This window comes from Chitinophaga sp. XS-30 (genome assembly GCF_008086345.1).
Classification (GTDB): Bacteria; Bacteroidota; Bacteroidia; order Chitinophagales; family Chitinophagaceae; genus Chitinophaga.
Genome location: NZ_CP043006.1, coordinates 2226565 through 2247740 on the forward strand (window position 1 = coordinate 2226565; position 21176 = coordinate 2247740).

17 protein-coding genes, 1 tRNA gene and 1 riboswitch are annotated in these 21176 nt (G+C 52.4%); of the genes, 17 read left to right on the forward strand and 1 reads right to left on the reverse strand.

Features of this window, described 5'->3' with window-relative positions; translation table 11 throughout:
- The first annotated feature begins 114 nt into the window (after nt 1–114).
- The 12 genes from FW415_RS09195 to argH all read left to right on the forward strand — a co-directional run bounded on the left by FW415_RS09195 (nt 115) and on the right by argH (nt 14710).
- Nucleotides 115–1443, forward strand: a complete 1329-nt coding sequence (locus tag FW415_RS09195; RefSeq protein ID WP_148384037.1) for a sugar MFS transporter — start codon at nt 115–117, stop codon at nt 1441–1443.
- Between the two features lie 224 nt (nt 1444–1667).
- Entirely contained in the window at nt 1668–2813 is a 1146-nt protein-coding gene (galK, locus tag FW415_RS09200) for a galactokinase (RefSeq protein ID WP_148384039.1), read from the forward strand.
- A 159-nt stretch (nt 2814–2972) separates the two neighbouring features.
- Nucleotides 2973–5027: an alpha-L-fucosidase gene (locus FW415_RS09205; protein ID WP_148384041.1), complete on the forward strand. Its 2055-nt coding sequence runs from the start codon at nt 2973–2975 to the stop codon at nt 5025–5027.
- 584 nt (nt 5028–5611) lie between these two features.
- Nucleotides 5612–6379: a GNAT family N-acetyltransferase gene (locus FW415_RS09210; protein ID WP_148384043.1), complete on the forward strand. Its 768-nt coding sequence runs from the start codon at nt 5612–5614 to the stop codon at nt 6377–6379.
- A 97-nt stretch (nt 6380–6476) separates the two neighbouring features.
- On the forward strand, nt 6477–7679 hold the full coding sequence (argG, locus tag FW415_RS09215) for an argininosuccinate synthase (protein ID WP_148384044.1): 1203 nt from the start codon (nt 6477–6479) through the stop codon (nt 7677–7679).
- A 10-nt stretch (nt 7680–7689) separates the two neighbouring features.
- Complete coding sequence (gene argC / locus FW415_RS09220) at nt 7690–8679, forward strand: N-acetyl-gamma-glutamyl-phosphate reductase (protein WP_148384046.1); 990 nt, start codon at nt 7690–7692, stop codon at nt 8677–8679.
- Nucleotides 8680–8710: 31 nt separating this feature from the next.
- Nucleotides 8711–9838 (forward strand): aspartate aminotransferase family protein, encoded by a 1128-nt coding sequence (locus FW415_RS09225; protein ID WP_148384048.1) that lies wholly within the window; start codon nt 8711–8713, stop codon nt 9836–9838.
- Between the two features lie 62 nt (nt 9839–9900).
- Nucleotides 9901–10854, forward strand: coding sequence for an N-acetylornithine carbamoyltransferase (locus tag FW415_RS09230; RefSeq protein ID WP_148384050.1), 954 nt, complete (start codon nt 9901–9903; stop codon nt 10852–10854).
- The gene (gene argB / locus FW415_RS09235) at nt 10855–11637 is read left to right on the forward strand and encodes an acetylglutamate kinase (protein WP_148384052.1); all 783 of its coding nucleotides are present in this window, start codon (nt 10855–10857) and stop codon (nt 11635–11637) included.
- 2 nt (nt 11638–11639) lie between these two features.
- Nucleotides 11640–12704, forward strand: a complete 1065-nt coding sequence (locus FW415_RS09240; protein WP_148384054.1) for a M20 family metallo-hydrolase — start codon at nt 11640–11642, stop codon at nt 12702–12704.
- Nucleotides 12701–13282, forward strand: a complete 582-nt coding sequence (locus FW415_RS09245) for a GNAT family N-acetyltransferase (RefSeq protein ID WP_148384056.1) — start codon at nt 12701–12703, stop codon at nt 13280–13282. The genes FW415_RS09240 and FW415_RS09245 overlap by 4 nt, the downstream gene beginning before the upstream one ends.
- A gap of 96 nt (nt 13283–13378) precedes the next feature.
- A complete protein-coding gene (gene argH, locus FW415_RS09250; RefSeq protein ID WP_148384058.1) occupies nt 13379–14710 on the forward strand; it encodes an argininosuccinate lyase in 1332 nt (443 codons plus the stop codon).
- Between the two features lie 135 nt (nt 14711–14845).
- On the opposite strand, the gene FW415_RS09255 is transcribed toward argH, so the two are convergent.
- Nucleotides 14846–17212 carry a TonB-dependent receptor gene (locus FW415_RS09255; protein ID WP_148384060.1) on the reverse strand — a complete coding sequence of 789 codons (2367 nt, stop codon included), beginning with the start codon at nt 17210–17212 and terminating at the stop codon, nt 14846–14848.
- Between the two features lie 166 nt (nt 17213–17378).
- Nucleotides 17379–17472, reverse strand: a riboswitch (TPP riboswitch).
- A gap of 184 nt (nt 17473–17656) precedes the next feature.
- On the opposite strand from FW415_RS09255, the gene FW415_RS09260 reads away from it, so the two are divergent.
- The 5 genes from FW415_RS09260 (at nt 17657) to FW415_RS09280 (ending at nt 21134) form a co-directional block, all read left to right on the forward strand.
- Nucleotides 17657–18043, forward strand: coding sequence for a single-stranded DNA-binding protein (locus FW415_RS09260; RefSeq protein ID WP_168208742.1), 387 nt, complete (start codon nt 17657–17659; stop codon nt 18041–18043).
- A 405-nt stretch (nt 18044–18448) separates the two neighbouring features.
- Nucleotides 18449–18523: transfer RNA gene (locus FW415_RS09265), tRNA-Met, on the forward strand.
- Between the two features lie 114 nt (nt 18524–18637).
- Nucleotides 18638–19510, forward strand: a complete 873-nt coding sequence (era, locus tag FW415_RS09270; RefSeq protein ID WP_148384064.1) for a GTPase Era — start codon at nt 18638–18640, stop codon at nt 19508–19510.
- A gap of 23 nt (nt 19511–19533) precedes the next feature.
- Complete coding sequence (der, locus tag FW415_RS09275) at nt 19534–20847, forward strand: ribosome biogenesis GTPase Der (RefSeq protein ID WP_148384066.1); 1314 nt, start codon at nt 19534–19536, stop codon at nt 20845–20847.
- An 83-nt stretch (nt 20848–20930) separates the two neighbouring features.
- Entirely contained in the window at nt 20931–21134 is a 204-nt protein-coding gene (locus FW415_RS09280) for a hypothetical protein (protein WP_148384068.1), read from the forward strand.
- Nucleotides 21135–21176: the final 42 nt, after the last annotated feature.

The window sequence follows — 21176 nt, forward strand, 5'->3', positions numbered from 1 at the left end:
TATCGTATTTTCTTAAATTGCTCAAACGTTTTAGCTAATATATTTATGAAATTAGCAAATTGTTCTTTATGTTCGTGGCAATCTTTATTCTTTATTTAATCAACCTACCATCTGATGAATGATAAGTCCGCTACAGTTGCCGCTCCGCGCGGTAACTACAATCAGGCAATGGCCATCATTGCCACGCTATTCTTTATTTTTGGTTTCGTTACCTGGCTCAATTCCGTACTGATCCCGTTCCTCAAGCAAGCCTGCGAGCTCAGCGACTCCGCTGCGTACCTGGTGGCTACCGCTTTCTACATTTCCTATTTTGTGATGGCTTATCCTTCTTCCTATATACTCCGGAAGATAGGCTTTCCAAAGGGAATGTCGCTCGGTTTGCTAACGATCGCGGTAGGTTCGCTGATATTTATCCCGGCTGCGCAGATGCGTTCTTACCCGATTTTCCTGGCAGGCCTTTTCGTTCAGGGTACCGGCCTGGCGCTGCTGCAAACTGCTTCCAATCCCTATGTGACGATCATCGGGCCCATTGAAAGCGCGGCCAAACGTATCAGTATCATGGGCATCTGCAACAAGATCGCAGGCATGATCGGCATCCTGGTGCTGGTAGAGCTCCTGTTCAGCGATACGCTGCAGATCTCCGAAAAGATCGATTCCCTCGCCGGCGCAGCCAGAGAAGCGGAACTCGACCTGCTGGCCAGCCGCCTCATCATGCCCTATGCCGTCATGGCTGGTGTGTTGATATTGCTGGCCGTCTTCGTGCGCAAGGCCCATCTCCCCGAGATCAACCAGGAAGAGGATGATCTGCCCAAGCTCGATATTGAAAATGACAAGCCGGCCGCCCCGCTGGAGCCCGGTGTGGATGTATATGGCCGTACTTCCGTTTTCCAGATCCCGTACCTTCTGCTCGGCGCCTTCTGCATCTTTATTTATGTGGGGGTGGAAGTGCTGGCCATCGATACCCTGGCGTTGTACGGCGAATATAACGGCCTCGCGAAAGACGTGGCCGGAAAGCTGAGCATCTTTTGCCTGGTGGCCTTTACGATCGGTTATATCATCGGTGTAGCAGCCGTGCCTAAATATATCTCGCAGAAAAAAGCGCTGATCGCCTGCGCTGTTCTCGGGGTGGTATTCACCATCGGCGCGTTGCTGACAACGGGCATGACCTCCATCGTCTTCATCATCCTCATGAGCTTTGCGCATTCCCTGATGTGGCCTGGCATCTGGCCGCTGGCGATCAACAAGCTCGGCCCCTTCACCAAGCAGGGCTCCGCATTGATGGTCATGGGTATTGCCGGTGGCGCCATCCTGCCGCCGGTGTACGGCCTGATCGTGGAAGCGATGGACAATAACCGCCAGCTGCCTTATGCGATCATGATCCCCTGCTACCTTTATATCCTTTATTTCGCTTACGCCGGTCACAAGAAGGGCTTACCTGCCTGATCCGGTCATACCGCTATACAAACGGGCATTTCTCTTTCCGGAGAATGCCCGTTTGTTTTATACTGATACTATTTTAACGAAACCATTTGCCGCAACACAACTCAAGGAGAACTCAAGGAGAGCGCATGGAGAAGAGGGGTAATATCCTGTCAGCAGAAATTTTTTCCGGGATTTTTGCCTTGCCGGTATGTTTTTATACTTTTAGGTGTAAAAAATACGCTTTAATGATTGCGCAAGTAAAGGATAAATTCCACCAGTTATTCGAAAAAGACCCGGTTATTGTCACCTCTCCCGGCAGGATCAATCTCATTGGCGAGCATACGGATTATAATGAAGGCTTCGTTTTGCCCGCCGCCATCGATAAAAAGATCATCTATGCCATTGCATTGAATGGTACGGACACCTGTAATGTTTATGCCTTGTTCAACAACGAGCAGCGGTCCTTTTCCCTGAAGGATATAAAACCCGGCGAAGGCTGGATCAACTACCTGATGGGCGTGGTGTACCAGCTGCAGCAGCGGGGATTCGAAATGAAGGGTTTTGATTGTGTGGTCAGCGGCGATATTCCCATCGGCGCGGGCATGAGCAGCTCCGCTGCCGTGGAAGGCGGCCTGGTGGTGGCGCTGGACCATTTGCTGGGCCTGGGCCTGGGGCGCATGGAAATGGCCAGGATAGGCCAGCTGGCGGAACATACTTTCCCCGGTGTAAAATGCGGGATCATGGACCAGTTCGCCAATCTGCACGGCCGGAAAGACCAGGTGATGCTGCTGGATTGCCGCAGCCTGGAATTTCAGTATTTCCCCTTCGAATTTTCCGCAGCATACAAGATCGTGCTGTGCAATTCCATGGTGCATCATTCCCTGGCCTCTTCCGAGTATAATGTGCGCCGCGCCCAGTGCGAGGAAGGCGTGGAGGTACTCAGGGCGTACTATCCCGGTATCCGCAGCCTGCGCGATCTGAACGCGGAGCAGGTGGAACAGTATAAAGACAAGTTATCTCCGAAGGTATATGACCGCTGCCTGTTCGTGACACAGGAAAATGAACGGGTGGGGAAGGCCTGCGCTCATCTGCAAAAGAATGAACTGGATGAAGTGGGCAGGTTGATGTATGCCTCGCATGAGGGACTGAGCAGGTTGTATGAAGTGAGCTGCCCGGAGCTGGATTTTCTGGCCGGTCTCGCAAGGGAAAGGCCCGAAGTGGCCGGCGCGCGTATGATGGGCGGCGGTTTCGGAGGATGTACGATCAACTTGGTAGAAGCAGACAAGGTAGATGAATTTATTTCGTTTATTCAATCCCGTTATAATGAGAAGTTCGGTAAAGTGCCGGAGGTGTATGTTACATCCATTGAAGATGGAGCTAAAATAAACTGAGCGATCGTATAAAAAATTGTTAAAAAGAGCGATGGCCGGCTGGTTATCGCTCTTTTGGCGTCATAGTATTTTAGCATTCTTTGTCACGATCTTACCAAAATGAAGGAAATGGCCGGTTGGGTGTTATTTTTAAGTCAACACGTCTGCAATCAAAGCACTATGAGAAAAGCACTTTTCATTTTTTTATTGTTCGGATCGCTGCAGTCACAGGCACAGCAGGATATCAAGCCTTACGGCGCCCTGCCTTCTGCCGCGCAGCTGAAATGGCAGCGACTGGAATATTACATGTTCATACACTTCGGGCCGAATACTTTTACCGACAAAGAGTGGGGGCATGGTGACGAGGACCCGAAGGTTTTCAATCCTACGGAACTGGACGCCCGGCAATGGGCAAGAACGGCCAAGGCCGCCGGCATGAAGGGCATCATTATCACCGCCAAGCATCACGACGGCTTCTGTCTCTGGCCAAGCGCCTACAGCAAACATACGGTGAGGGAAAGCGCCTGGAAGGATGGTAAAGGCGATGTGCTGAAGGAGCTTTCCGCCGCCTGCCGGGAATACGGGCTGCTCTTCGGGGTATATCTCTCCCCCTGGGACAGGAACCACCCGGCCTACGGCACCCCGGAATACAACCAGGTATTTGCCAACCAGCTCAAAGAAGTGCATTCCAGCTACGGCGATGTGTTCGAGCAATGGTTTGACGGCGCCAACGGAGAAGGGCCGAACGGCAAGAAGCAGGTGTACGACTGGCCGCTGTTTGAAAGCACCGTGCTGAAGATACACCCGGAGGTGATCTTTTTCAGCGACAATGGTCCGGGTTGCCGCTGGATCGGTAATGAAGACGGTTTTGCCGGCGCCACCAACTGGAGCACCCTCAACAGGAACGATTTCCGCCCGGGTATGGGCGGGATACAGGAAATACTGAACAAAGGCCAGGAAGACGGCACCCATTGGGTACCCGGGGAAGCGGACGTATCCATCCGCCCGGGATGGTTTTACAGTCCGTCTACGGATGACAAGGTGAAAACGCTGCCTTGGCTGCTCGATATCTATTACAAATCCGTAGGCCGCAATGCTAACCTGCTGTTAAATGTGCCGGTAGACCGCAGGGGCCTCATCCACAAAAATGATTCCCTCCGGCTGATGGAATTGCGGAAAGTGCTGGATGAATCTTTTTCAACGAACCTTGCGGTACGGGCCAGGACCACCGCCACCAATACCCGGCGCAACAGCACGCTGAGCAGCGCCGTGCATCTGACCGACAACAACCCGAATACTTACTGGGCAACGAATGACGGCGAACTGAAAGCAACGATCACCCTGAGCTTTGTGAAACCGGTGACCTTCAACCGCCTGCAGTTGCAGGAGTACATTGCACTGGGGCAGCGGGTGAAATCGTTCAGGGTCAGCGTGCTGGAAGGCAGGCAGTACCGGGAGATCGCGAATGAGACCACGATCGGTTACAAGCGCATCCTGCGCCTGCCGGCGACCACCACCACCGCCGTGCGCATAGAATTGCTGGATGCGAAGGCTTGTCCCGTCATCAGCGAGATCAAGCTTTTCAAAGCACCGGAATTACTGGCTGATCCGGAGATCAGGAGAAACGGCGAGGGGATGGTCACCATCACCGCCGCTTCGGAGGACCCGGTATTCCATTATACGACGGATGGCAGTGAGCCAACGCTCAGGTCCCCGAAATACACGGGTACGCCGTTCTCTTTCCCCGGTACGGGTGTGATCAGGGCAAAAGCCTTTGTGGAGAATGGCCGTAAGGCCAGCGCCACGGTAACAGCGGAGATGGACCTGGCCCCGCTGAACTGGAAACTGCTGTTTGTCAGCAGCCAGGAGAACAGGGGAGAGGGCGCAAAAGCATTTGACAGCCATCCCGGTACCGCCTGGATCAGCAAATCCGGCGATTATCCGCATGAGATACAGGTAGATATGGGCGCGGTGACGACGGTGAACGGCTTTACCTATACGCCCCGCCCCAATGGCGGCATCATCTACAGCTATGCATTTTATGTCAGCAATGACGGGAAGAACTGGGGGCAACCGGTAGTGCTGGGGAATTTCGCCAATATTCAGAACAGCCCGGTAAAACAAAGGATCAGGCTGCCGAAAGCCGCGAAGGCACAGTATTTCAGGCTGGTGGCGGTAGCGCCGGCCAGTACGGAGGAGAAGAGGGCGGTAGCGGCGGAGATCGGGGTATTTTAGCCGGAGATATTTTACCAGGCCGCAAGCCACAGGAGCTTTCGCGGAATTTTCCGCTTCGGCGTATTGACAGCGACCTCCTTTCCATCCGCCAACAGCTGTTCAAGGCCGGCATGCTGTCGCCGATGAACCCCGGTCCGGCCGAATGACCATGCCTGGTGCCCAGCGCGCCGGTGCGGGCAAAGACTATCCGGGAACAGGCTCCCGGAAAAGGGAGGAAACACTGGCCAGTCCGCGTTTCCTCCCTTTTTTCATGGCTCAAAAAAAAATGACCCGATTGATAAATAAGTTATAACTTTGCGTTTGATTTTATCAGTAAACGACCGTTTTTTATAACAATTTAATGACGAACTGAAGTTGGAATACATCTCAACCCATACCAACATCTCTGCTTATCACCCCCTCTTCGAAGGTGGTGTTACCGCTATTGGGTTTCCTGTTCTTAGATATCTCTCCCGACGACCTCGTATTTGATAGCGTCGTCTAAAGCACCCGCTATCTGACACCATGACCCCCTCATGGGTGTTTTTCCGGAAACGGACCTCTCATCATCAATTTATTGATCACGATTTTCAATTTTTAACAAGTTGGAAAATAAGGATATCATCGTTAGGGCAGCAACTGCCAACGATAAGCATTATGCCAAAACCATCACTGACGAGATGGAGGCTTCGGCCAAAGCGCGGGGAACCGGCATAGCAAAACGTTCCCCCGAATATGTTTCCCTCAAAATGGACGAAGGAAAGGCTGTCATCGCGCTTACAAAAGCCGGTGAATGGGTAGGCTTCTGCTATATAGAAGCCTGGGGCCATGGAAAATTTGTCGCCAATTCCGGGCTCATCGTTAGTCCCGCTTTCAGAGGCCATGGCGTAGCCAAGGCGATCAAGGAAAAAATATTCGAACTGTCCAGGCAAAAATACCCGGACTCCAAAATATTCGGCCTCACCACCGGTCTGGCTGTGATGAAGATCAATTCAGACCTCGGCTATGAGCCGGTTACCTACTCCCAGCTTACGGATGATGAGGAATTCTGGAAAGGTTGCCGCAGCTGTGTGAACTTTGATGTGCTCACCGCAAAGAACCGGACCAACTGCCTCTGCACCGCCATGCTGTACGATCCCGTGGAAAAGGCCAAGGAAGCCGAAGAAAAAGCGGCTGCCGAAAAGAACAAGCTGGTGGTAACGCCCGGCGGGAATATGGAAACACGGAAAAAAAGGAAGTTCAAAGGCAATTTCTCCCTGTTCGAAAGATGGGTACGGTACAAGAAATACGTGCTGCTGAAGTCCATGCGGAGAGATAACAGCAGTGGGGCTGCCGGAAATAATAAAAAAAGGTTCTTTTTCTGGGGACTTTAAACATATTTTTATCACCGAACTACCATTTAAATAATAAGGAAAAAAGCCCGGCAGCCGGAAGCATTATTCCTGACAGCCGGGAAAAAATTATCAGCAGATGAAAAAAGTTGTACTGGGATTCAGCGGGGGATTAGACACATCGTATTGCGTAAAATATCTTTCGGAAGAGAAAGGTTATGAAGTGCATTCCGTGATCGTCAATACGGGCGGATTTACCGCTGAAGAACTGAAAGAGATCGAGCAACGCGCCTACAGCCTTGGTGTGAAAAGTCACAAGACCGTAGATGCGGTGCGCTCTTATTACGACAAAGTGATCCGGTACCTGGTATTCGGCAATATCCTGAAGAACAACACTTATCCCCTGAGCGTAAGCGCCGAGCGGATGAGCCAGGCGCTGGCCATTGCGGAATATGTGAAGGAAGTGGGCGCCGATGCCGTAGCGCACGGCAGCACGGGTGCGGGCAACGACCAGGTGCGGTTTGATATGATCTTCCATATCATGATCCCCGGGGTGGAGATCATCACCCCCATCCGGGACCTGAAGCTCAGCCGCGAACAGGAGATCTCCTATCTGCAATCCAAAGGCGTACAGGTGAACTTCGAAAAAGCGATGTACTCGATCAACAAAGGCATCTGGGGCACTTCCGTAGGCGGAAAGGAAACGCTGACCTCCAATGGCTTTCTGCCGGAAGAGGCTTTCCCCACACAACTGACAAAACAACAACCCGAACAGGTGGAGCTGACTTTCGAGAAAGGCGAACTGAAGGGTGTGAACGATAAAACATTCGGCCACCCCGCCGAAGCCATCACTTACCTGCAAAGCATCGCAGGGCCGTTCGCGATCGGCCGCGATGTGCATGTGGGCGACACCATCATCGGTATCAAAGGCCGCGTAGGATTTGAAGCGGCTGCGCCGATGGTGATCATCAAGGCGCACCACGCCCTGGAAAAACATGTGCTCACCAAGTGGCAGCTCAGCTGGAAAGACCAGCTGGCGCAGTTCTACGGCAACTGGCTGCATGAAGGGCAGATACTGGACCCCGTTATGCGGGACATTGAAGCCTTCCTGGAAAACAGTCAGCAGCACGTAACCGGCAAGGTGTTTGTGACATTGCAGCCTTACCGTTTCCAGGTAACAGGCATCGAATCCGCCTACGACCTGATGAGCAGCAAATTCGGCAAATACGGCGAAATGAATCAGGGCTGGAGCGGAGAGGATGTGCGGGGCTTTTCCAAGATCTTCGGCAATCAGACGATGATCTGGCACCAGGTGAGTGAAGACGTTGACGGCAAAAAATAAACATAAACGGATGAAAGGGAATTCGGACAAAAAATTCAGGGCAGGCATTATTGGCGGGGCAGGGTACACCGGCGGCGAAACCATTCGCCTGCTGTTGAATCACCCGGATGTGGAGCTGGCATTTGTGCATAGCCGGAGCAATGTGGGAAATCCCTTGTATGCCGTGCATGCAGACCTGCTTGGAGAAACGGAGATGGTATTTACCGGGGAGATACCCGCGGACGTTAACGTGATATTCCTCTGCCTCGGGCACGGGGAATCCCGGAAATTCCTGGAAACCACGCCCATTCCGGAGCATATCAGCATCATTGATCTCAGCCAGGACTTTCGTTTAGGCGAAAGCGTTAACGGCCGGGCGTTCGTGTACGGCCTGCCGGAACTGCAACGGGAAGACATCCGGAAAGCCGCTAACATCGCCAATCCGGGCTGTTTTGCCACCGCCATCCAGCTTGGGCTGCTGCCGCTGGCAAAGGCCGGTTTGCTGAACGAAGTACATACTACCGGCATTACAGGTTCCACCGGAGCCGGGCAAAGCCTGCAATCCACCTCCCATTTTACCTGGAGGGCCAATAATATTTCCACTTACAAAGTGCTCACGCACCAGCATCTGAAGGAGATCCGACGAACCTTGCAGGCATTGCAGCCTGCCTATTCAGGAGCGCTCAACTTTGTACCGGTACGCGGCGACTATCCGCGCGGTATCTGGATCACTTCTTACCTGGATTGCGCATTGTCACTGGAAGAGGCTTACCAGCTGTTTGACAGCTATTACGAAAGCCACCCTTTCACACATGTGAGCCGGAAGCAAATAGATCTGAAACAAGTGGTGAACACCAACAAATGCCTCATCCAGCTGGAAAAAACGGAAGGCAAACTGGTGATCCATACTATCGAGGATAATCTGCTGAAAGGTGCATCGGGACAAGCCGTACAGAATATGAACCTCATGCTGGGGCTGGAAGAAACAGCCGGGTTGAAGCTCAAATCCATCGTGTTCTAATTCATCTTTTACTTTTTTTATTCCGATCTATATGCAATTATTTGACGTTTACCCGGTTAATGATATTACCATTACCAGGGCCGAAGGCTCCCACGTCTGGGACGATAAGGAACAGCAATACCTCGATCTGTACGGCGGCCATGCCGTGATCTCCATCGGGCATACCCATCCGCACTACGTAAAGCGGCTGACAGATCAGCTGCATAAAGTCGGTTTTTATTCCAATTCCATACATATTCCGTTGCAGCAGGAGCTGGCAGCTTTGCTGGGCAAGGTCTCCGGCAAGGAAGACTACCAGCTTTTCCTTTGCAATTCAGGAGCGGAAGCCAATGAGAATGCGCTCAAGCTCGCCTCTTTTCATAACGGCAGGAAAAAGATCATCGCCTTCCGGAAATCCTTCCACGGCCGTACTTCCCTGGCGGTAGCGGCAACGGACAACCCGAAGATCGTAGCGCCGGTGAACGAAACGGACAATGTGATCTTCCTGCCCTGGGAAGACGAGATAGCGCTGGAAGTTGCTTTCCAGACCAACGATATCTGCGCGGTGATCATTGAAGGGATACAGGGCGTTGGCGGCATCAATGTAGCTTCGCCATCCTTCCTGCAGAAGATCAGGAGCCTCTGCGATGCGCACAATACCGTGTACATCGCGGATGCCGTGCAATGCGGGTATGGCAGGAGCGGTAAATTCTTTTCGCACGATCATGCCGGTGTGCAGGCCGATATTTACACCATGGCGAAAGGCATGGGCAATGGTTTCCCCATTGGTGGCATCATCATCGCACCGAAGTTCCAGCCGTCCTACGGCATGCTGGGCACCACTTTCGGCGGCAATCACCTGGCGTGCGCCGCGGCATTGGCCGTACTGGAAGTGATCTCCGGGGAAAACCTGATCGCCAACGCGGAAGCCACCGGCAATTACCTGATATCGGAATTGAAAAAGCTGCCGAAGATCAGGGAAGTAAGAGGGAAGGGACTGATGATCGGGATCGATCTGCCGGAAGAGCTGTCTGCTGTGAAAAAGAATCTCTTGTTCAAACACAGGATATTCACAGGAGAGGCCAGGCCGAACGTGATCCGGTTGCTGCCTTCCCTGGCGCTGACAAAAGCACATGCAGATCAATTTTTAACTGCATTGAAAAAAGAACTGGATAATTAAGATGAAGCCGGCATGATTATCATCGAAGGCTCCATCCGACCCGTAAAATTAAATATGAACGGATGAAACAATTTATTTCCGTGGCCGATGTGCCAGGTGTCCCGCAGATCGCGGACATTGCACTGAACTACAAAAAGGATCCATACAAAGACAAAGCCCTTGGCAGCAATAAGACCATCGGTCTGATCTTTCTGAACCCCAGCCTCCGTACGCGCCTGAGCACACAGGTGGCCGCGAAGAACCTGGGCATGGAAGCGGTAGTGTTCAACATCGACAAGGAAGGCTGGGCGCTGGAAATGAATGACGGGGCCATCATGAGCGGCAATACCACCGAGCATGTGAAAGAAGCCGCCGCGGTGATGGGCCAGTATTTCGACATCCTGTCCATCCGCACCTTTCCCGGTCTGAAAGACAAGGAAGAGGACTACACGGAAAAATATATCAACCAGTTCATCAAATACGCCGGTGTGCCGGTGGTTAGCCTGGAAAGCGCCACCCTGCACCCCCTGCAGAGCCTCACGGACGTGATCACCATCAAGGAGCGCTGGGCGAAGCCACGCAAACCCAAAGTGGTGATGACCTGGGCGCCGCATGTAAGAGCGCTGCCGCAGGCCGTTCCCAACTCTTTCGCGCAATGGATGAACGCCTGGGATGAAGTGGACTTTGTGATCACCCATCCGGAAGGATATGAGCTGGACCCCAGGTTCAGCGGCAATGCGCCCGTGATCTATGATCAGCGCGAAGCACTGGAAGGAGCCGATTTCGTGTATGTGAAGAACTGGTCTTCCTACAGCGATTACGGCAATATCATCTGCACAGACCAAAGCTGGATGGTGACCAATGAAACGCTGAAAGGCACGAATAATGCCCAGGTGATGCACTGCCTGCCGGTGAGAAGGAATGTGGTGATCGCGGATGAAGTGCTGGACGGGCCCAATTCCATCGTCATCCCGCAGGCGGGCAACCGCGTATGGGCGGCGCAGGCGGTGCTGAGCGAGATATTAAAACATCATTAAATGGTCTATGTAATAAAAGTAGGCGGCAATGTCATTGACCATCCTGCTTTGCTGGAGCAGTTCCTGGCGGACCTCGCCGCGATCCCCGCAAAGAAGGTGCTGGTCCATGGCGGCGGCAAGATAGCCACCCGCATTGGTGACAAGCTGGGCATCACTTCGCAGTATGTGAACGGCCGCAGGATCACCGATGCGGAAACGATCGACCTGGTGACCATGGTGTACGGAGGACTGGTGAACAAGCAGGTGGTGGCCAAACTGCAGGCGAAGGGCTGCAACGCATTGGGACTGACCGGCGCGGACGCCAATATCATCCCCGCAGTCAAACGTCCCGTTAAAGACATCGACTATGGTTTTGTAGGCGATATTCCCGCGGAAACGGTACAGGTGCAGCCGGTAAAGCTGTTGCTGGATGCGGGTATCACCCCGGTATTCTCCCCGCTTACGCACGACGGGCATGGACAGATACTGAATACGAATGCGGATACCATCGCATCCTCACTGGCTATTGCTTTATCTTCTCATTATAAGGTCCGTTTAGTATATTGCTTTGAAAAAAAGGGCGTATTGCGGGATGCATCGGATGATGATGCCGTGATCAGCCTGATCAATCGCGAAATCTACCAGGACCTGCTTGCACAAGGCGTATTGTCAGACGGCATTCTGCCGAAGCTGGACAATGCTTTTGCCGCTATTGAAAGCGGTGTGAAAGAAGTGCTGATCGGCCATGCCGGCGATCTGCGCAAAAATACGACCGATGCCGTAGCAGGCACGCTAATATGCTAACTATGTGGAACCAAGAACGCTATGATGATGCCGTACAGCTTTTAAGACAACTGATTGCCACACCTTCTTTCAGCAGGGAAGAGCAGGACACCGCCCGGATACTCGGCCAGTTCCTGACGGTAAAAGGGGTTCCCTGGCAGCAGCACGGCAACAACATCTGGGCCGTCAACAAACATTTCGATCCTGCGAAACCCTGTATCCTCCTCAATTCCCATCACGATACTGTTAAACCGAACCCGCAATACACCCGGGACCCTTTTTCCCCGGACATCGCAGACGGCAAACTGTATGGCCTCGGCAGCAATGATGCCGGGGGATGCCTCGTCAGCCTGCTGGCCGCTTTCCTCCATTTTTATGAACAGGAAGGCATGGCATACAATATTGCGGTGGCCATTACCGCGGAAGAAGAGATCAGTGGCGTGAACGGCATCGAAAGCATCCTGCATCTGCTGCCGGAGCCAGCGCTGGCCATCGTAGGCGAACCTACGAAAACAGATCTCGCCATTGCCGAAAAGGGATTGATGGTGCTGGATTGTGTGGCGCATGGCAAAGCCGGGCATGCCGCCCGTGACGAAGGAGAGAATGCGGTGTACAAAGCGATGGATGACATACAATGGTTCCGGACCTTTCAGTTTCCGAAGGTTTCCGAAGCGCTGGGCCCCGTGAAAATGAGCGTGACCGTTATCCAGACGTCCAATAAAGCGCACAATGTGGTGCCTGCGGAATGTTCTTTTGTGGTGGATGTGCGCGCAACGGACCAATATACACTGGAAGAGATGCTGGATATCATCCGCGCCAACGTGCGGTGCGATGTAACGCCGCGTTCCATGCGCATGCGCCCTTCCTTCATTCCGAAAGACCATCCGCTGGTGCTGGAAGGCCTGAAACTGGGGAAGCAGCTGTACGGTTCGCCTACCACATCTGATCAGGCACTGATCCCGGCGACCTCGGTAAAGGTCGGGCCCGGTGATTCCGCCCGCTCACATACGGCGGATGAATTCATTTATCTTGACGAGATCCGCCAGGGCATCGATACTTATATTAACTTGTTATCCGGATTGATATGAATTTTGAACCGGTACTGGAAAATAAACGCGTACTGCTGCGGCCCATGCAGGCATCTGATATGGATGCGCTGGAAGCTGTAGCCCTGGAGCCTTCACTGTGGGAAGTTGGCGCCGGCTGCATCCGGGACCGGAAAGAACTGGAGGAATATGTGCAGACGGCGTTGAAGGAGCGGGAGCAGGGCATTTCCATTCCGTTCACGGTGATTGATAAAACGAACAACAGGGTAGCAGGCAGCACACGTTTTGCCGCCATAACGCCCGCGCATAAACGAGCAGAGATCGGTTACACCTGGATACATCCGGATTTCCAGCGTACCGGCCTTAACCGCGCGATGAAATATGCCATGCTGCTGCATGCATTTGAAGTAATGGGCCTGAACAGGGTGGAGCTGAAAACGGATGAAAGGAATGAAAGATCGCGTAACGCCATGCTGGGCATCGGTTGCCGGCAGGAAGGGATATTGCGGCATCATATGATCACCTGGAACGGATGGCTGCGCAACTCGGTGTACTTTTCCATACTGATAGCAGAGTGGCCGGAAATAAAGGAAAGGATCTTTGCGAAATACGATCTTTAAAAAATACTGTGATGAAATTGAGCATGATACATTTTATCACAGGGTCATGTTAATGCGAAGTACCAGCTGACCCGTAAAAAAATAAACTATTGACGGATGAAACTATGGCAAAAAGATAAAGCGGCGCTGGCCGCGGTAGAGCAATTCACCGTGGGGCGGGACCGGGAAATGGATGCTTACCTGGCAAAGTTCGATGTGCAGGGCTCGCTCGCGCATATCACCATGCTGGCATCCATCGGCCTGCTCAGCGAAGCGGAGCTTGACGTGCTGCAAAAGGAGCTGAAGCATATCTACAGCGAGATCGCCGCCGGTGATTTTGTGCTGGAAGAGGGGGTGGAAGATATACATTCACAGGTAGAGCTGCTGCTGACCCGCAGGCTGGGAGAATCCGGCAAAAAAATACACAGCGGCCGCTCCCGGAACGACCAGGTGCTGGTGGACCTCAGGCTGTTCCTGCGCAGTGAGCTGGAATCCACCGTGCAGGAAACCAAAATATTATTTGATCTGCTGCAGTCGCAAAGCGAAGCGTATAAACATCACCTGCTGCCGGGCTATACGCATCTGCAGATCGCTATGCCTTCTTCCTTCGGGTTATGGTTCGGCGCATATGCGGAAAGTCTTGTTGATGACCTGCTGATGCTGCATGGGGCTTACAAAGTGGTAAACAAGAACCCGCTCGGCTCCGCTGCCGGCTACGGCTCTTCCTTCCCGCTGAACCGTACGATGACCACCGAACTGCTGGGATTTGAATCACTCAATTATAACGTGGTGTACGCCCAGATGGGCCGCGGCAAAACGGAAAAACTCGTAGCCTTTGCCCTCGCCGGCATCGCCGCTACGCTGTCCAAAATGGCTATGGATGCCTGCCTGTTCATGAACCAGAACTTCGGTTTCATCAGCTTCCCCGATGAGTTGACCACCGGCTCGAGCATCATGCCGCATAAAAAGAACCCGGATGTATGGGAACTCATCCGCTCGCATGCGAACAAATTGCAGGCACTGCCCAACGAAATAGCCATGATGACGGTGAACCTGCCATCCGGCTACCACCGCGATCTGCAGCTGCTGAAAGAGAACCTGTTCCCCGCGTTCACTACCCTGCGCAATTGTTTGCAGATGAGCAGGCTTATGCTGGAGAACATCCGCATCAAAGACGATATCCTGAAAGATGATAAATACCAATACCTTTTCAGCGTGGAAGTGGTGAACCGCCTGGTGCTGGAAGGCACGCCTTTCCGGGAGGCTTATAAACAGGTAGGGATAGACATCGAGAAAGGGAATTTTTCACCGGATACAGACCTGCGGCATACGCACGAAGGCAGTATCGGCAATTTGATGAACGATGCTGTGAAAGCGCAGATGGATGAGGTTTTAAAAGGCTTTCCGTTTGAGAAGGTGCATATGGCGATAGACAGGCTCGTGAAATAAAACATTCGTAAAAAAGCGGGGCCGTCTGGATTTCTAGACGGCCCCGCTTTTGCGTATTGCCTGTTTAAGTTTTCATCTGCATGATCGGTTTTGCTTTTGGCACGCTCACTTGTTATACCGGGTAAACCGGCCTTGCTACAGACCGATCTTTACTCCCGCCATAAAATTGAAGCCAGCCATCGGAAAATAGTAGTTATCCGCTTTCACAACACCACCATCAATATACCCGTACGTATAACCGTTCGGCTCATATTTCTCGGAGAAAATATTATTCAGCATCAGCTGAAGTCCCAGTGACCGGAAGAACTGCTGCGGCACGGTATAGTTGATGCGTACATCGTTCACAATAAAGGCATCCAGGCTGCGCTTTTCACTGGAAGTATTGTCCAGGAACTGGCGGCCCACGTATTTGCCCACCCAGTCGAGCGTAAGGCCGCTCACCGGCCGGTAGCTCACCGTGTACCCGGCCACCAGATCGGGAGAGAAAGAGATATCCGTATCCTCATATGTTACCGGTTTCTGCCCGCCATTATCCCAGTCGTCCAGGTACTCCGTAAAACCGGAGATGCGGTTGCGGCTGAAAGCGATGTTTCCCGCCAGGGTGAGCTGTGTGAGCAGGTTGTAATGCCCATTCAGCTCAAGCCCAAGGCGGTAGCTTTTCGGGATATTGGTCCTCGCGTAAGCGCCGACGTCATTGATCCTGCCCGTCAGCACCAGTTGATTACGATAATTCATGTAGTACACATTGGCCTGCAGTCCGGCTTTGCTGTTTTGCAGCACATAACCGGCTTCCAGGTTGCGCAGTGTTTCGTGTTTGGGCACTTCCTCCAGTCCCGCTTCGAAGTCATCCCGGTTAGGCTCTTTATTGCCGATGGCATAGGAAGCATACACATGCTGCTGTTCATTCAGCCTGAAAGACAAGCCGCCTTTGGGGTTGAAGAAATTGTAGTATTGGTGTTGGAAGATGTCAGGATTGTTACGGAAGCCGTTCAGTTCATAGTTGACGTGACGGTATTGCACATCAGCGAATATTTTCAGTTTATCCGTTACCGATAGTTCCCCTTTCCAGTAGATGTTCGCGTCTGTTTTGAAGGCATCCAGATCGTACCATTTCCGGTCTTTATCAAAACCTCCGTGCTGCGCCCAGATCACTTTACCGTAGTGCTTGCCGTCATACCGGTTCAGTGCGCCGCCCAGGCTCCAGTTGAATTTGCCGGCTGTGCGGTTGAAGGAGAACACGCCGCCATAGAAATGATTGTCCAGCCACAGCTGGCGGATAAGGTCCGTTGTGGCAACGGGCGCGCCGTTGTATATGGGATCTTCCACACCGAAATCCGCGTAGCTTTCCCCGTCACGGTAATTCTCGTAGTATCCGCGGCCGCGGGTGTAATGCAGGCCGATGTTGAAGTTGAGTTGACTGTTGATGGACTGGTTCAGGAAGAGCTGGTAGTGATCCTGCTGATAGTTGTCCGTTTCGTTGTCATACGGTTCGCCGGGTTTGTTGGCGCCGCTGGGGTTGTAGGTCCGGTTGCTGCGCAAAGTGGCCGAGTCTATCCCGTTCCAGGCCTGGTAGGTTTTTTCCTTTCCGGAAAAAACGTTCAGGCGGATGGCTGTTTTAGCGGAGATGTAGGCGGCGGAGGTGTAGAAGGAGCGGAGATCGGAAGAAGCCCTGTCGATATACCCGTTCGAGGATATTTTGGACAGGCGCGCGTCCAGGGTGAAATGCCCGTTGATCAGGCCGCTGCCGGCTTTGACCGTATGTTTCCAGGTATCGAAGGAGCCGTAGCTGTTATCGATCCCGCCGTATGCGGTTTCGTTGTACTCATTGGTGCTGAGGTTGAGCGACGCGCCGAAGGCCCCGGCTCCGTTGGTGGACGTGCCTACACCGCGTTGCAGCTGTATGCTGTTGACGGAGGAAGCAAAATCCGGCATGTTCACAAAGAAAGTGCCCTGTGATTCGGCATCGTTAACGGGAATACCGTTGACGGTCACATTGATGCGGGTGATGTCCGATCCGCGCACCCGCAGGCCGGTGTATCCAACGCCCGCGCCCGCATCTGAACTGGTCACCACGGAAGGAAGCTGGTTCAGCAGCATGGGAAGGTCCTGCCCGAGGTTTTGGCTCGCAATGGCCTCTTTGTTCAGTTCGGACCTGGTGAATGGCGCATCCCTTCCGGCGCGGAGACTGGCGATCTCTACCGGTTTTACGAAAAGCCCGGTTTCTTCCAGTGCGAAATCATATTGTGTTTTTTCCGAAGCTGTTTGGCGGAGGGTCTTGTATCCGAGGAAGCTGGCCTGTATGATGTAAGCGCCGTTGGCCGGAGCGGCAAGGCGGTATTGTCCTTTTGCATCGGTATAAGTGCTGCCGCCTTTGGAGAGGGTGATGGTAGCGCCCTGCAGGGGCCGTCCGGATGACTTGTCCGTTACCGTACCGGTGATGACCGTTTGGGCGTGAACGAGCGTGGAGAGCCCGAGCAACGCCAGAAGCATCATTCTTTTCATCTGTTAATATTTTATCTCTTTTTTGTAGCCGGATGGAGCCCTGCATACACATATGCTATGCAAGGCTTCATCGTATTTCCTTTTTTATTCACATATTTCGAATAACGAAATAGCAGCAACTGCACATCAATGCAGCACTGTCAACTATCGCCATAAAGAGGTAAGGAAAATGATCGCTTACCTTTCCTAACCGGCATTACCCGGTCCAGGTTCAACGGGTCTGATCTCAGCCTGATAGTAAGGCACCCCGAGGTGAAAAAGGGATTGAATCCTGTTTCCAGTGTAAAGGTAGACCGATGGAAGGAATAATGGCGGATTTTTTTTTCGTTTCAGTTTTTTTGCTAACTTTATTGCTGTTGCCCGATGACATACTTCTCCATGTTTTTAATATCAGCAGAGATCATTTTGAGGAATTTATTTGTTAACCAAAACAATCATTATCAGATGATCAAACTTCAAATCATTGGCTACCTGGGCAGGAATGCCGTGGAGAAGCAGGTGAACGGCAGGGCCGTTCTGAATTTCAATGTTGCGCATAATGAGCGCTACAAGGATGCGCAGGGTGTACAGCAGGAGCGTACGATCTGGGCGGAATGTGCGATGTGGGCGCCTAACGGCGTCGGGCCTTACCTGTTGCAGGGTACGTATGTGTTCGTAGAGGGCACACCGCATCTTGAGTTGTACAACACTGCCGCCGGTACGCCGGCCACATCCCTGAAACTGCGCGTGACGGGATTGAAATTGCTGTCCGGCGGGGGGAGGTCCGCCACAGAGGAAAAAGCGACCATTCCCGATGTGCCGCAACCGGAAGAAGAACTGCGGTTTGAGTAGATGAAGCGGGCATGTTTGGTGTAACCGGTTGAACATCGAAGGTCATCCGGCTGCGTAGATGAGGCCGGCATGTTTGGCGTATCCGGTTGAACATCGAAGGTCATCGGGCTGCGTAGATGAGGCCGGCATGTTTGGTGTAACCGGTTGAACATCGAAGGTCATCCGGCTGTGTAGATGAAGCCGGCATGGTTGGCGTATTCGGTTGAACATCGAAGGTCATCCTGCCCATGCAAAATGCAAAGATGAATGGTAATGGCTGTTTTAACATCTGGCGGGAGAAAAAGGAACCGGATCTCTGAAAGCTGCCGCAGGCCTTGCTTTTCAAGCAGATAGAAAAATTTTTTTTCTTAAAATGCGCAAAAAGATTTGGTTGCGTTGAATTTTCGCTTACCTTTGCACCCACATTGCGAGGTAGAGCAGAGGTAGCTCGTCGGGCTCATAACCCGAAGGTCAGGGGTTCGAATCCTCTCCTCGCTACCAGAGAGAAGCAGAGATACCAATCATCACTTCTTCAAAAAACTAAAAAAGCCGAAGCTAATTCGGCTTTTTTTATTTGTACTAAATTGCACCTGTGCTGAAAACAAAAAAGATCGTATGCACCGCGCCGGTTTCGTAAATATCTTCGGTAAGCCAAATGCCGGAAAAAGTACCCTGCTCAACGCTTTGTTGGGCGAGAAGCTGGCAATTGTGTCCCCGAAGGTGCAAACAACGCGGCATCGCATTACCGGCATCCTCACGGAACCGGGATACCAGGTCGTGTTTTCGGACACCCCCGGCATCATCGATCCGAAATACAAGCTGCACGAAAAAATGATGGGCGCCGTGCGTTCCGCGCTGGAAGATGCGGACGTAGCGCTCCTGCTCATGGATGCACGCGACAATCTGGAAGAATGCCTGGAACTGTTCAGCTCCCTGAAACTCAAAGCCACCTGCCTGCTGGTGGTGAATAAAATGGACAACCTGATGCAGGAGGAGCTGGACAAGCTGCTGGAACGCTGCAACGCCTGGGGCAAAGCCAAGGCCGTAGTAGCGATATCGGCCCTGCAGAAAAAAGGACTGGACGTTTTGATGCAGCAGATCGTCAGCCTGCTGCCCGAAAGCGAGCCGTTCTATCCTGAAGACACTCTAACGGACAGGTCTACACGCTTTTTTGTGGCGGAAATGATCCGTGAAAAGATATTCCATCTCTTTGAAGAAGAAATACCGTACCATACAGCTGTAGTGGTCACCCAGTTCCAGGAAAAGCAGACACTGACCAAGATATCCGCGGATATCGTGGTGACCCGCGAGACGCAGAAAGGCATCATTCTCGGGGAGAAGGGCAAGTCCATTCGCGAGATAGGCTCACAGGCCCGTGCAGACATCGAAAAGTTCCTGGACCGTAAGGTATTCCTGGAGCTGCATGTGAAAGTACGCGGCAAATGGCGGGATAACGATCTCTACCTCCGGGAATACGGACTGATTTAACGACAATTTTAAAAAACAATAACATGCCTGGTTTTACAGTAGCCATCGTAGGGCGCCCCAACGTGGGAAAATCTACCTTGTTCAACCGACTGCTGGAGCAGCGGAAGGCCATTGTGGATGACGTGAGCGGCGTTACGCGCGACCGGCAGTACGGTATTGCCGACTGGAATGGCAAAACCTTTAATGTGATCGATACCGGCGGATTTGTAGCCAGAAGCGAAGATGTGTTCGAACGGGAGATCCGCAAACAGGTGAAGATCGCCATGGAAGAGGCCAATGTATTGCTCTTTATGTGCGATGTGACCACGGGTATCACGGACCTGGACGCAGACGTGGCGGACCTGCTGCGCCGTTCCAGCAAACCGGTGTACCTCGTTGTGAATAAAGTGGATAATCACGAGCGCCAGATGGAAGCCGCGGAATTCTACGGCCTGGGCTTCGAACATGTACATTTTCTCTCCTCCATGTCAGGCAGCGGTACCGGCGAGTTGCTGGACGAGATCGCAGCATTGATCCCGGAGGAAGACCAGGCCGGCGGAGACGAGGATAATATCCCCAAGATCGCCATCATCGGCCAGCCTAATGTCGGCAAATCGTCTTTGCTGAACGCGCTGATCGGAGAGGAGCGGAATATCGTGTCCGAGGTGGCCGGTACAACAAGGGATACCATTCATACCCGCTACAGGCTCTTTCAGAAAGATTTTGTACTGATCGATACCGCGGGTATCCGCCGCAAAGCCAAAGTGCATGAGGACCTGGAGTTCTATTCCGTGATCCGCGCCATCAAGGCGCTGGATGAAGCAGACGTTTGCCTGCTGCTGCTGGATGCTGAAAAAGGCATTACGGCGCAGGACCTCAGCATATTCGCACTCGCCGCCCGCAAAGGGAAAGGCATTGTGATCTTTGTGAACAAGTGGGACCTGGTGGACAAGGAAACCAATACCGCCCGCGACTATGAAAAGGAGCTGCGGAACAGGATCGCGCCGTTCACTGATGTGCCCATCGTTTTCGGCGCCGTCATCGAAAAGCAAAGGATCTTCAAAGCCGTGGAAACGGCATTGGAAGTGTACGAGAACCGCCAGCGCAAGGTGCAGACCTCCAAGCTGAACGAAGTGATGCTGAAAGCGGTGGAAACTTTCCGTCCCCCCGTGGTGAGGGGCACCGCTATCAAGATCAAGTATGTAACGCAATTACCTACCCACATACCGTCTTTTGCATTTTTCGCCAACCTGCCGGATGACATCAAAACACCCTACAGGAATTACCTTGAAAACAAACTGCGGGAAAACTTCAATTTCCAGGGAGTTCCCATCCGGATATTCTTCAGAAAGAAGTAGATCAATGCTTTTTATATAAAAATTTATTTTGTATTTGAGGATTTTTAGATAACTTTGCGGCGATTTAAAACAATCAGATCATCATGAAAAAATTATTCGTATTAGCACTCGCTACCGGCATGTTCGTAGCTTGCAACAGCGCAACTTCTACTTCCGGCGATTCTACTGCTACCAACGAGTCAGCAGTTCCGACTGAAACTGCACCTGTAGAAACTCCCGCAGATTCTACTACCGTTGCTCCGGTTGATTCCGCTGCTACTGTTGACAGCGCTGCTCACCAGCACTAATATTAGCAGGTAAAGAAAGTATCCGTCCTCTTCCGTCACCGG

What these genes read in the sequence shown, in the direction of transcription:
- argB (WP_148384052.1), top strand. Translation starts at nt 10,855, where the DNA reads ATGGTCTATGTAATAAAAGTAGGCGGCAATGTCATTGACCATCCTGCT.
- era (WP_148384064.1), top strand. Translation starts at nt 18,638, where the DNA reads ATGCACCGCGCCGGTTTCGTAAATATCTTCGGTAAGCCAAATGCCGGA.
- FW415_RS09260 (WP_168208742.1), top strand. Translation starts at nt 17,657, where the DNA reads ATGATCAAACTTCAAATCATTGGCTACCTGGGCAGGAATGCCGTGGAG.
- argG (WP_148384044.1), top strand. Translation starts at nt 6,477, where the DNA reads ATGAAAAAAGTTGTACTGGGATTCAGCGGGGGATTAGACACATCGTAT.
- argC (WP_148384046.1), top strand. Translation starts at nt 7,690, where the DNA reads ATGAAAGGGAATTCGGACAAAAAATTCAGGGCAGGCATTATTGGCGGG.
- galK (WP_148384039.1), top strand. Translation starts at nt 1,668, where the DNA reads ATGATTGCGCAAGTAAAGGATAAATTCCACCAGTTATTCGAAAAAGAC.
- FW415_RS09230 (WP_148384050.1), top strand. Translation starts at nt 9,901, where the DNA reads ATGAAACAATTTATTTCCGTGGCCGATGTGCCAGGTGTCCCGCAGATC.
- FW415_RS09280 (WP_148384068.1), top strand. Translation starts at nt 20,931, where the DNA reads ATGAAAAAATTATTCGTATTAGCACTCGCTACCGGCATGTTCGTAGCT.
- FW415_RS09225 (WP_148384048.1), top strand. Translation starts at nt 8,711, where the DNA reads ATGCAATTATTTGACGTTTACCCGGTTAATGATATTACCATTACCAGG.
- FW415_RS09240 (WP_148384054.1), top strand. Translation starts at nt 11,640, where the DNA reads ATGTGGAACCAAGAACGCTATGATGATGCCGTACAGCTTTTAAGACAA.
- argH (WP_148384058.1), top strand. Translation starts at nt 13,379, where the DNA reads ATGAAACTATGGCAAAAAGATAAAGCGGCGCTGGCCGCGGTAGAGCAA.
- FW415_RS09255 (WP_148384060.1), bottom strand. Translation starts at nt 17,212, where the DNA reads ATGAAAAGAATGATGCTTCTGGCGTTGCTCGGGCTCTCCACGCTCGTT.
- FW415_RS09245 (WP_148384056.1), top strand. Translation starts at nt 12,701, where the DNA reads ATGAATTTTGAACCGGTACTGGAAAATAAACGCGTACTGCTGCGGCCC.
- FW415_RS09205 (WP_148384041.1), top strand. Translation starts at nt 2,973, where the DNA reads ATGAGAAAAGCACTTTTCATTTTTTTATTGTTCGGATCGCTGCAGTCA.
- FW415_RS09195 (WP_148384037.1), top strand. Translation starts at nt 115, where the DNA reads ATGAATGATAAGTCCGCTACAGTTGCCGCTCCGCGCGGTAACTACAAT.
- der (WP_148384066.1), top strand. Translation starts at nt 19,534, where the DNA reads ATGCCTGGTTTTACAGTAGCCATCGTAGGGCGCCCCAACGTGGGAAAA.